The sequence below is a fragment of the Cupriavidus sp. CuC1 genome, from assembly GCF_044627735.1.
GTDB classification, from domain to species: Bacteria; Pseudomonadota; Gammaproteobacteria; order Burkholderiales; family Burkholderiaceae; genus Cupriavidus; species Cupriavidus ulmosensis.
In genome coordinates this window covers 1-12,112 of the sequence record NZ_JBIUHC010000114.1, presented here as the reverse complement: position 1 = coordinate 12,112, position 12,112 = coordinate 1, and the positions used below count along the sequence as shown (strand labels likewise).

The following is a 12,112-nucleotide window of genomic DNA, read 5'->3' as shown; positions in this document are numbered from 1 at the left end:
ACGCAGATGACACCCCCGGACGCTCCCCGCGAAGCCGCGGCACGCTGGTTTGCGCGCACCCGCGATGGCTCGCTCAGCGAGCAGGAACGCCTTGAGATGGCGGCCTGGCTCGACGCCAGCCCCGTGCACCGGGCCGAATACACGGCGCTGGAGCGCATCTGGCAAGCAGCCGGCACGCTCGACCCGGAGCGCCTGCGCGCCCTTGCGATAAGCCCTGCACCGGCGGCCGCCGCCCGGAGATCGCGACCCGCCTTGCGCGCGGCCATGCTGGCCAGCCTCTGCGCGGTGGCCGTCGGCGCCGCGTGGCTCGTCCGCCAGCAGGCCGCGTCCGGACCGGCTACCTATGCGGCCAGCGATGCAAGCCACTACACAGCCAGCTTCAGCACCGCGCCCGGCGAGCGGCGACGCGTCACGCTGCCCGACGGCTCCGTCGTGGAGCTCAATACGCGCACGCGGCTATCGGTGCGATTCGAGCCGGGCCAGCGCACCGTGACCCTGGCCGACGGCGAGGCCATGTTCGAGGTGGCGCACGCCAGCGAGCGGCCCTTCGTGGTCGATGCCGGCAGCGGCACCGTCACGGTCACCGGCACCCGCTTCGACGTGCGCCGGGATGGCGCGGAGGTCGCGGTCGCGGTCGAATCCGGGTCGGTGGGCGTGCAAGGCCGCAGCGCGGCGCCGTCTGCCGCGCGCCTGTCGGCCGGCCTTGGCACGCGCATTGCCGCAGATGGCCGGGTCGCGCCGGCGGCGGCGGTCGATCTCGGCGCCGCCATGGCGTGGCGCGAAGGCAAGCTGCTGTTCAAGGACCAACCGCTGTCACTGGTGGCCGCCGAGGTCTCCCGCTACCGGCGCAGCCCGGTCAGGATCAGCGACGCCGGCACCGGCGCGCTGCGCCTGAGCAGCGTGTTCCGTGCCGACGATACCGACGCCCTGCTCGCCGCCCTGCCTCAGTTCCTCCCGGTGGGCGTGCGCACCCTTGCCGATGGCAGCGCGGAAATATATTCACGCTAGATTCAGGTTTTTGCTCCGCGTTTCGTCTTCTCCCGGAACGTGCCCGCGCGCTGCGGGCCTGCGTCCCTTTATGCCAACCCGGCCTATCCGAGAAGACCCGACGTGACCCAGCAACATCCTGAGAAGCAGCAACAGATCCCGGCCCGCCACGCACGCGCCAAGCCCCTCCTGATGGCCACCATGGCCGCCACGCTGATCGGCGCCATTGCCGCGCCGGCCGCCGCGCAGCCGGCCCAGCAAACACCGGTGGCGATCGACATCCGTGCGCAGCCCCTGGCCGATGCGCTCACGCAGCTCGGCCGGCAAACCTCGCTGCAGTTGTTCTTCACGCCCGCGTTGGTGGCTGGCAAGCAGGCCCCGGCCGTGCACGGCAACATGCCCGCCGAAGCCGCGCTCGATACGCTGCTCATGGGCAGCGGCATCCGCTACCAGCGCAATGGCAGCGGCATCGTGCTGCAGCCAGTGGGCCAGGCCGGTGCCGCCGCGCCGATCGCCGCCACCACGGCATTGGCCGCAACGGCAACGGCAACGACGGCCGCGCCCGCCCCGGAGCCGGCCAGGATGCTCGAAGCCGTGGAGGTCACCGCCTCGCGAACCTCCAGCGACCTGATGAGCCCCGCGCGGCAAGTCACGGTCATCGACCGCGCGGAGCTCGACGAGCTGAAAACCGGCTCCGACAGCGTCGCCACCCTGCTCTCCAAGGTCATTCCCGGCATGGCCGACTCCAGCCATACCGTGACCGATTTCGGCCAGACCCTGCGGGGACGCGGCATGCTGGTCCTCGTCGACGGCATCCCCTTGAACACCAACCGGGACTCGGCGCGTAACCTCGCCAACGTGGACCCGGCGCTGATCGAGCGCATCGAGGTCCTGCGCGGCAGCAGCGCCATCTACGGCGGCGGGGCCACCGGGGGCATCGTCTCCATCAACACGCGCCCGGCCGGCGGCCCGCCGCTGTCGGAGACCACGTTCTCGCTCACCTCTGCGCTCTCCCGGCTGCGCGCGGATGGCTTGTCCGGCCAGCTGCAGCAGCATGTCTCCGGCAGCGAAGGGATGGTCGACTATGCCTTCGACGTAGGCGCCCGCCGCATCGGCAGCGCCTACGATGCGCGCAGCCAGCGCATCGCCCCGGAACCCAGCCAGGGTGACCTGTTCCAGTCCGACAACTACAACCTCGGCGGCAAGCTCGGCCTGCGCCTCACGCCCGAGCAGCGCGTGCAGCTTGCGGTGAGCCATTTCAACGCCAGGCAGGACACCGACTACGCCTCCGACCCATCGGTGGCGCGCCTGGCGCCGGGCAGCGTGCCCGCGCGCGCCATCAGCGGCCTGCAGCTCGCCAACCAGAACCAGATCCGCAACACGCTGGTCAATCTCGAATACGAGCACAAGGACCTGGCAGGCAGCGCGGTCTCCGCGCAGCTTTACTACCGCGACTACTTCACGCGCTTCACGCCCTTCGACGCGCGCGCGGTGGCCACGCGCGGCGGCAATGTCGACCAGTCCATGCAGAACTCCGACGTGTTCGGCAGCCGGCTCACCATCAAGACGCCGCTGGACAGCGCCAAGCGCACCCGCCTAGTGTGGGGCCTGGACTTCGAGCAGGAGCGCAGCGACATGCCGATCGACATCTTCGATCCCAAGGCCTATGACGCCAGCGGCGGGCGCGTCTTCAACAGGACCGGCACGCTGACCTACATGCCGCAGATCACCACGCGCAGCCTGGGCGGCTTTGGCCAGCTCCAGCATAAGTTCAACGAGCAGTGGTCGGCCGAGGGCGGCCTGCGCTACCAGTACGCCAACGCCCGCTTCAACGACTTCGTGCCACTGTCGCAATCGCGCGTGGCGCAGCCGGCGACCGTAAAGGGCGGCGCAGTCGACTACACCGCGCTGCTGGGCAATGTCGGCGTGGTGTACAAGCCGGTCAAGGGGCACGAGGTCTATGCCTCGTTCAGCCAGGGCTTCAACCTGCCCGACATCGGCCTGCAGGTGCGCAACGCGCGCGCCGGCTTCGACATCGGCTCGTCCGACCTGCAGCCGGTCAAGACCAACAACTACGAGCTCGGCTGGCGCGGCGCCTTCGGCAACACCCTGACCTCGCTGGCGGTGTTCTACACCACCTCCGACCTGGGCGACGTGCAAAGCTTCAACAACGGCCTGATCCTGACCCGCACCGCCGAGCGCATCCATGGCGTGGAAGCCTCGGCCGACTACCTGTCCGACAACGAGCAATGGGGCACCGGCGGCACCTTCACCTGGATGCGCGGCCGCGAAACCCCGCAAGGCAGCCCGAGCCAGCAGATGAGCGGCTACCGCATCCCGCCCCTCAAGCTGACCGGCTATGTGCAGTACCGGCCCACGCCCGCCTGGAGCAACCGCCTGCAAGCCACCTTCTTCGCCGGGCACGACTACCGGCTCAACGGCGTCGACAGCTTCGGCCGGCGCGATGTGGCCAGCTACACCACGCTGGACCTCATCAGCCGCTACCAGGTCAGCAAGAAAGACACCGTCACGGCAGGCATCCAGAACCTGCTGAACCGCTACTACTACCCGCTCTACAGCCAGCTCCTGCGCAACAGCAACAACACCTCGCACCTGCCCGCGGCAGGCATCGTCATGACGGCCACCTACGTGCATCGCTGGTAGAAAGAGCGGGGGCGCCAAGGTATTGTCGGCAGAATTCGATATACTGTATATGCATACAGTAACCTGCTGACACCATGTCATCTGCCCCCCGCCGCATCGCCCACCTGGATATGGACGCGTTCTACGCGTCCGTTGAGCTATTGCGATACCCGGAACTGCGCGGCATGCCCGTGGTGATCGGTGGTGGACGAAATGCGGTACCCGAGATACTTCCCGACGGCAGCCGGCGCTTTGCGCGGCTGCGCGACTATGCCGGGCGCGGCGTGGTCACCACGTCCACCTACGAAGCCCGCGCGCTGGGCGTATTCTCCGCCATGGGCATGATGAAGGCCGCGCAGCTCGCCCCCGACGCCATCCTGCTGCCGACGGATTTCGACTCGTACCGGCACTACTCCCACCTGTTCAAGGCCGCCGTCGCCACATTCACGAGCGAGATCGAAGACCGCGGCATCGACGAGATCTACATCGACCTGAGCGACGTCCCAGGCGAGAGCGCCGATATCGGCAACCGCATCAAGCAAGCGGTGCGCGAAGCCACGGGACTGAGCTGCTCCATCTGCATCGCCCCCAACAAGCTCCTCGCCAAGATTGGCTCCGAGCTCGACAAACCCGACGGGCTCACCCTGCTGGCAGCCAGCGATGTGCCACTGCGCATCTGGCCGCTGCCCGTGCGCAAGGTCAACGGGATCGGCCCCAAAGCCACCGAAAAGCTCGCAACGCTGGGCATCGCCACGGTCGGCGACCTCGCCAGCGCGGACCTCGGCATGCTGCAGAGCCATTTCGGCCGCAGCTACGCCGCATGGCTAGCCGAGATCGCGCAAGGCCACGACGAGCGCCCGGTTGTCACCAGCTCCGAGCCCAAGTCGATGAGCCGCGAAACCACGTTCGAGCGGGACCTGCATCCCAAGCACGACCGCCAGATGCTCTCCGAAGTCTTCACCGGCCTGTGCCAGCGCTTGGCGGAAGACCTTCGCCGCAAGGGCTACGTGGGCCGCACCATCGGCGTCAAGCTGCGCTACGACGACTTTCACACCGTCACGCGCGACCTCAGCATGCCCGAGCCGACGGCAGACGCCGCACAGCTGCGGCGCGCCGCCACCGAATGCGTCAAACGCGTTGCCCTGGATCGAAAGATTCGCTTGCTGGGCGTGAGGGTCAGCGCGCTGACGCCCGCGGGAGAACTGACGCCGGCTGCGCTGCCGGTACAGGCAGAGTTGCCTTTCGCCGACAACGCTTAGCAGACCCCGCCGCGAACCGATCTGTCTGCTAGTATTGGCAAGCCACGCGCAACTCGCAGCACCGGCGCGCAATCAACACCTTCGGGCTAACGTCAATTGTCATTTGACCTGGATATGCGGGCCTCTACCGAAGCTGAAACCAGACATGATCGCATCGACACCGCGAGGCCGCTGAACCTTACAGTCCCATTACAACAAGAGCGGTTTGACGCGCTGACACGCCTCGCGCGGCACCTCTTCAAGGTCCCGGTTGCGCTGGTTACGCTGCATGACGCACTGCATGACGCGCATCCTGGCGATGCACCCATCTTCATCGACGGCCTGCGCATGGGCTTTCACGCGGCGTGCCCCTTGACCACATCGAGCGGCAGCCAGCTTGGCGCCTTCTGCCTGTTCGATGCCGGACCGCGCGAACTGGACCAGGCGCAGCGCGGCCTGCTGCAAGACTTTGCCGACATGGCGGTCGCCATCATCGAGCGCGACCTGGCCCAGGCCAAACTGAACGACGACGCCAGCAGGCTGCAGGAAAGCGAGAAACGGCTGGAGCTGGCCATCGCGGGAAGCGGCACGGGCGTCTGGGACCGGGATATCCAGGCGGGCAAGATCCACTACTCGGCCGGCTGGAAGGCCATCATCGGCTATGAAGAGTCCGAGATCACCAACCGGATCGAAGACAGCTATACCCGCATCCATCCCGACGACCTCGCCTACGTCCAGGCCACCATACAAGCCCACTTCAACCAGGAGACGGAAAGCTACGCGGTGGACCACCGGATCCGCTGCAAGGACGGCAGCTATAAATGGATATCCAGCCGCGGCAAGGTGGTCAGCCGCGCCGGCAACGGCGAGCCGCTGCGCATGATCGGCACCACCACCGATATCACGGCCATCCAGGCACTCTCCGAAGAGCTGCAGCAAACCGTCGACCTGATCACCAGCCTGACCAACGAAGTCCCCGGCCTGGTGTTCCAGCATCGCCTGCTGCCAACGGGGGAATCCTTCCTCCCCTACGCCAGCGCCGGCATCACCGATATCTACGAGCTCACGCCGCAACAGGTAGCCGCCAGCACGGCCCCCATCCACGCCGTCATCCATCCCGACGATCTCGAAGCCTACTGCGCGTCGCTGCACGCGTGCGCCGCCAGCCTGACGCCATGGCACCTCGAGTACCGCGTCGAACTACCCAGGCAAGGGCTGCGCTGGCGCCAGGGCGACGCACGCCCCCGGCGGCTCGACGACGGCAGCACGCTGTGGCACGGGTTTATCACCGACGTGACCGAGCGCAAGCGCATCGAGGGAGAACTGCAGGAATTTGCGACCATCGATTTCCTGACGCAACTACCCAATCGCCGCCACTTCGTCGAACGGATCGAACAGGAGCTCGCCCGGATCCGGCGGGCCGACAGCCGCCCTGCCGCCGTCCTGACCTTTGACCTCGACCACTTCAAAACCATCAACGACACCTGGGGCCACGCCATGGGCGACCACGCCCTGCGGTGTTTCGCGGCGCTGCTGCGCAATGCGCTGCAAAAGCACGATTTCGCCGGGCGCATCGGCGGCGAAGAGTTTGCGGTGGTGCTCCCCGATGCCAGCCTTGATACGGCGACACGATTTGCCAGGCGCATACAGCATCAGATCACGGAAACCGCACTGCTTGACGGCAACCAGACCATCGCGCTGACCGTCAGCGTCGGCATTGCTCTCATGCATGCCACCGATGCCAGCGCGGACCTATCCCTCTTGCGCAGCGACGGGGCGCTCTACCGCGCCAAGGAACGCGGCCGTAACCGTATCGAGTGTTACTGATCCACGCCAGGCCGGTGACTGGCGTAGCCATACCCACGACAACGACGCGCCGGCAAAATCCCCTGCAACCCGGCCAAGCCCTCATCCCGTTAAACAGGTTCGTCAGACTTTCGTGTGGGTCCTCCATCCGAGCGAGAGCGACACGATGCAATGCGCTGGTTTGCTCCCCTCTCCCATGCAATGGGAGAGGGGCCGGGGGAGAGGGTGGGCGCTCGCTCAAGGTGAAGCGCCTCGCTCTTGCGGATGCCCGCCCTCTCCCCCAACCCCTCTCCCGCTGCGCGGGAGAGGGGAGCTATACCTGCGCGAGATTGCACGCGAGCGCTCTTGCTACGCCTGCGCCGGACTTCACCCGGCGACCCACACAGAAGTCTGAAGAACCATTTACAAGACCCGAAAGCCATCCCTGCCTTATATATTACCTATTAGTCATTGAATTTACAGTACCAGCAGCAAATTTACCTTCAGGTAATGCACGGGTTTAATGGGCCATGGATATTCAAGATACACGTGAACAGCGCCTAGCCCAGATCATGGCCGAACAGTTCGGCGGCTCCATCGCACGCCTGTCAGACCGGCTCGACCGCGACCCCTCATACTTCTCCCGCATATTCTCGGACACAGGCAAAGCCGGAAAGAAACGCATCGGCGAACATCTCGCACGCGACATCGAAGCCAAGCTCGGCCTGCCGCGCCTATGGCTGGACGGCGACGCGCAAGACGCAGCCGCACCCGCAAAAGAAGAAACCCTGCCGCCCGAGATTGCCGCCCGCTTTGCCCGACTGATCAATGGCTTGCGCAACGAAGACATCGACCGGTTGCTCGCGGCCATCGAATTGATCACGCAGGTCGAAACCGTACGATCGGTGCGTAAATACGGAAAAAACACCAAAGCTGCCCGCGTGCTGAAGACCGACGGGAGAAGCACAACATTCAAGCCAGCCAGCAACGCCGTTCACGAAAGCGGCACACCGGCACCTGGCAAGCCACGCAAGAAGAAGTCCGCAAGCTGAGATGAGCGCGGTTTCCGGCTTGCCGGATATACCGCCTCCCCCTCCACGCTCCGCATGATCCCCTTGGGCGACTTCAATTACCCATTGAACTTGCTTTTATGATTACCTATAGGTAATCTTCGACACCAGTTCCCTGAAAGTGCGGAAGTACCCACGCGGGCACGCCAAGCCACAGGCGAACGAACACGACCAAGGAAACTTCATGCTTATAGGACTCTGCGGCCGCCCAGGCTCCGGCCAGGACCTCATCACGAACTACCTGACCTCCGGGAACCACACCTTCCTCGTCGCCACCTTCGACGCACCGCTGCGCCACATGATCCAGGCCTGCGCGGGCATCAATGAGACGTACTTCGGCCCGGCCAAACTCCACGACCTCATCCCGGCGCTCGGCAAGTCGCCCGCCCAACTGCTGCAAAGGCTTCGTGAATCCTGGAACCGTGCGCCGATGGATCCAGATGTGTTGATCAAGTACTTCGCGGAGACGCTAGCCCGGCTCGACGGCCGCGATGTCGTGGTGCCCGATGTGTCCACGCAAGCAGAGGCTGAGTTCATACAGGCGCGCGGTGGACGGTTGATCCGGGTCGTTTCGCCAGGTGTGCTAGGGGCTGACCCGTTGATCAAGCGGGCGTGGATTGATCTGGAACTGGAGGTGGGCGTGGAGTCGGACTGGCTGTATGGGGAGATTGATGCGATTGTGGGCGAGGAGGTTCTGGTGGGTTGAGGTTGACCAGGAAAACGATTTCGCGAGAAGCCCGCAACGGCAACCAGCAAACAATATTTGCATCATTGTTAGCAGCAAATGCCTAACATGAATATGCACACTATCGCGTTCACCAGGCAGGTGGCGCGGGCGCCCGGACCATGCCTGGGAACGCCCATCGAGGAGGTGCCTTCCAATGGTCAATATCCAGTTCATCGAACGCGACGGCCGCCCCGAGTTCGCGGTAGTGCCCATCGAGGTGTGGGAGCGCATCCAGCATCGGGTCCAGGACCGGGACGATGCCATGCTGTTCGACCACGCCAGGGCCCAAGACAACGGCTTTCGCCTCCCCGCCGCCATCCTGGACGCTGAGCTAGCAGGTGATAGCCCAGTCAAGGCCTGGCGGGAATATCGCCGCATGACCCAGGATGCGCTGGCCACAGCGGCGGGCCTTAGCAAGCCCTACCTTAGCCAGATCGAGAACCGCAAGCGCGATGGCAGCCCCGAGGTTTTCCAGAGCCTGGCGGCAGCGCTGCACGTACCGCTCGACGTATTGGTCGGGCAGCCGGAGAAATAGCGCGAGATCCGAGCTATAGGCCTGAGTGTGGGACACCACCCACAATCTGGCGGACAAACCATCTCCTGAAACAGCAGTAGAGCACTGCTCAGGGAGACAGACATGGATTCGAAACCGCAACGCAATGTACACGTCGTTCCTCATGGCGACGGGTGGGACATCATCCATGAGGGGGCGAAGGGTGAAAGAGCACACTTCCTCACTCAGGAGGAAGCTGTAGAAGCCGCCACGGTGATTGCACAGCGCGAGAAGGTGGAGCTGCTGGTGCACGGCCAGGATGGCCAGATCCGTACGCGCAATAGCTACGGCCATGATCCCAGGAGTGTAAGGGGCTGATCATGACGTGGCGGCTGCCGGGCCCTGGCTTGGCGGAGTGGACGCCACGAGGTGGTTCCCCTGGCTCGCCACGTAGTCCCCCCCTGCTTCGCGTAATAACCAAGGGCATGAGAGCGCCGCATGTACTCGTGCTCCTTGGCTCCATCGCCAATGGCCCGGGGAGTAGAAGCGGTATTGCACTTGTTAAGCTTAAGCTTTTACAACGTGAATATCGGCTTGTATCGGCTTGTTCCGCGCGATTTACCTGGTCTTCTGTTTTGTCGCTCGCCACGCAATTGAATCTGGGGTGAACCTGATCGAGCACCTGGCCCTTCGGGGTGGCTGCCCGGTTTTCCCAAGGCAATCCGACTGCCAGCTGCGCTCGCAAAAAAAACGGGGGAAGGCCATGGATTGTGCCGGGCCAGGAAGCGGCCTATATTCCACAAAGGATAAGCCCATATTGTCGTTGCAGCCCCACAAACTCGATGCCCCCAGCTATGTCCGTGCCCGATTCTGGCGCTACTGATCACACCCAATCGGTGTCTTCCGCGCCTCCCTTCGCCCTTCTCGACGAACACTTCCGCTTACTCGTTGAAGGCATCGAGAACTATGCCATCTACCTTCTCGACCCGATCGGCCGCGTGACGAGCTGGAATCCCGGCGCCGAAAAGATCAAGGGCTACACTTCCAAGGAGATCATTGGCAGGCACTTTTCCGCGTTCTACACGGAGGAAGGGCGCGCCCTGGGTGCACCGGAGCGCGAGTTGCGCGAAGCGGCCAGGTGCGGGCGGCTCGAGGATGAAGGATGGCGCGTGCGTAAAGATGGCACCCGCTTCTGGGCGAACGTTGTCATCGCCGCGTTGCGCCATCCCAATGGCGAAATCTGGGGTTACGCCAAAATCACACGCGACCTAACGGAGCGCCGGCGCACGGAAGAAGCGCTGCGTCAAAGCGAGGAGACTCTCCGCCTGCTGGTGGAAGGCGTGAAAGACTACGCGATCTTCCTGCTTGATCCCCAAGGCAACGTCATGACCTGGAATCCTGGCGCCGAAAGCATCAAGGGGTATCGACGCGATGAGATCATCGGGCGGCATTTTTCGACTTTCTATCCGGCTGAAGACATCGCTGCCGGAAAGCCGGCCAGGGAGCTTTTGCAGGCCGAGCGAGAGGGTAGCCTCGAAGACGAGGGTTGGCGCGTGCGCAAGGACGGCACCCTGTTTTGGGCGAACGTCATCATCACAGCGGTCTATGACGCCGAGAAAAGGCTGCGGGGATTCGCCAAGGTCACGCGTGACATGAGTGAGCGCAAGCGGCTTGCTGAGCTCGAGGCCTCCAGCCAGAGAATGAACGAGTTCCTGGCGACGCTCTCCCATGAGTTGCGCAACCCGCTCGCGCCCATTCGGAACGCGGTCAATGCCATTGCGCTCCAACCCGAGAACCGGAGCGTCGTCGACCGCTGTCACGCCTTGATTGATCGCCAGGTCACGCACCTGACCCGCCTGGTGGATGACCTGCTCGATGTGGGTCGCATCACTGCCGGGAAGGTCCAGCTCCGGATTGAGACGGTCGACATCCGCGAGATCATCGAACTCGGCGTCGAGGCCGCGCGCCCCACACTTGATGCCCGTTCGCAACAGATATCGCTCAATCTGCCAACTACACCAACCTTGATGGAGGCGGACCGCACGCGGCTCACTCAGATCGTCCAGAATCTGGTTCTGAATGCATCCAAGTTTTCCCCCCCGTCTACCTCGATAGAGGTCAACGTGGTCACCGCTAGTCGCCAACTGACGATCTCGATCACCGATCAAGGTTGCGGCCTGCCGCCGGATTCCCTTGATTCGATCTTCAATCTCTTCGTGCAGGATCGCCGTTGGCACGGTAGTCACGAGGGCGGCCTTGGAATTGGCCTATCGGTTTGCCGCTCGCTGGTCGAGCTTCACGGCGGGACGATTTCCGCGGCAAGCAAGGGACTCGGCAAAGGAAGTACTTTCACCATACGGCTTCCGTACCGCCCCGCGGCCCTCCAACTCAAGGACGCGGGCGCAGGAACAGCGAAGGCAACAAAGCCAAGCCTGCGGATCCTGATCGTCGACGACAACCGAGACTCAGCGGACAGCCTCGCCATGCTCTTGGAACTTCAGGGGCACCTTCCCACAATCGCCTACGACGGTCCCCATGCTCTGGCTATCGCCGAGAAATGCAGGCCACAGATCGCCTTCATCGACCTGGCGATGCCCGGCATGAGCGGCTATGCCGTGGTCCGTGCACTCAAGAATCTACCCCAGCTGTCGGATACGCGGTTTGTAGCAATGACAGGTTTTGGTCAGCCGGACGATCATCAGCGAAGCCGCGACGCGGGATTCGATTTCCACGTCGTGAAGCCCATTGAACTGCCTACCATTCTGGAGTTGGTCGAGCGCACATTGGCCATCGGGGATAGCCCTCGAACGAACCAAAGGCCTTGAGCGAGCCGCACGGGCGCCGCGCGAGCCACGGGTCAAAGCGGCAGGGTAGATACCCTGGGAATTCCGCAATGTGCAATATGCACGACGAAAACATCATCCTTTCGGATTCTGTTCAGCGCCGCGTGATTTCTCTACATTGACGACGGGCAGACAGCACTATTGCCCATCCTTCACGGTGCCCGTCCCTCACCCCGGTGCGGGCATTTTTTTGCCCTGGCCGCGTGTGTCGGACGGCGCCCTATGGCGGAGCTGGTAAGGCCCTCACACCCACCCCTTTCAAGGTGATCAAACGACGCGCCCAGCCTTGATGACACGTGCGGTAGAGACATGCCGCCGTGCCACAC

The 12,112-nt window shown here is 64.0% G+C and carries 9 protein-coding genes; all 9 read left to right on the top strand.

Going from position 1 to position 12,112, the window contains the following annotated elements:
* Positions 1–6 precede the first annotated feature (6 nt).
* The 9 genes from ACGLHR_RS35905 (at position 7) to ACGLHR_RS35865 (ending at position 11,768) form a co-directional block, all read left to right on the top strand.
* Entirely contained in the window at positions 7–1,008 is a 1,002-nt protein-coding gene (locus ACGLHR_RS35905) for a FecR family protein (protein ID WP_400099906.1), read from the top strand.
* Between the two features lie 180 nt (positions 1,009–1,188).
* Positions 1,189–3,651, top strand: coding sequence for a TonB-dependent receptor (locus ACGLHR_RS35900; protein ID WP_400099921.1), 2,463 nt, complete (start codon positions 1,189–1,191; stop codon positions 3,649–3,651).
* A gap of 74 nt (positions 3,652–3,725) precedes the next feature.
* The gene (dinB, locus tag ACGLHR_RS35895) at positions 3,726–4,889 is read left to right on the top strand and encodes a DNA polymerase IV (protein WP_400099905.1); all 1,164 of its coding nucleotides are present in this window, start codon (positions 3,726–3,728) and stop codon (positions 4,887–4,889) included.
* Positions 4,890–5,003: 114 nt separating this feature from the next.
* Positions 5,004–6,695: a diguanylate cyclase gene (locus tag ACGLHR_RS35890; protein WP_400099903.1), complete on the top strand. Its 1,692-nt coding sequence runs from the start codon at positions 5,004–5,006 to the stop codon at positions 6,693–6,695.
* 488 nt (positions 6,696–7,183) lie between these two features.
* Positions 7,184–7,705 carry a hypothetical protein gene (locus ACGLHR_RS35885; RefSeq protein ID WP_400099901.1) on the top strand — a complete coding sequence of 174 codons (522 nt, stop codon included), beginning with the start codon at positions 7,184–7,186 and terminating at the stop codon, positions 7,703–7,705.
* 202 nt (positions 7,706–7,907) lie between these two features.
* The gene (locus ACGLHR_RS35880) at positions 7,908–8,429 is read left to right on the top strand and encodes a hypothetical protein (RefSeq protein ID WP_400099899.1); all 522 of its coding nucleotides are present in this window, start codon (positions 7,908–7,910) and stop codon (positions 8,427–8,429) included.
* 175 nt (positions 8,430–8,604) lie between these two features.
* On the top strand, positions 8,605–8,985 hold the full coding sequence (locus ACGLHR_RS35875) for a helix-turn-helix domain-containing protein (RefSeq protein WP_400099897.1): 381 nt from the start codon (positions 8,605–8,607) through the stop codon (positions 8,983–8,985).
* A gap of 102 nt (positions 8,986–9,087) precedes the next feature.
* Positions 9,088–9,321 carry a DUF2188 domain-containing protein gene (locus ACGLHR_RS35870; RefSeq protein ID WP_400099895.1) on the top strand — a complete coding sequence of 78 codons (234 nt, stop codon included), beginning with the start codon at positions 9,088–9,090 and terminating at the stop codon, positions 9,319–9,321.
* A gap of 476 nt (positions 9,322–9,797) precedes the next feature.
* The gene (locus tag ACGLHR_RS35865) at positions 9,798–11,768 is read left to right on the top strand and encodes a PAS domain S-box protein (protein WP_400099893.1); all 1,971 of its coding nucleotides are present in this window, start codon (positions 9,798–9,800) and stop codon (positions 11,766–11,768) included.
* Positions 11,769–12,112 lie beyond the last annotated feature (344 nt).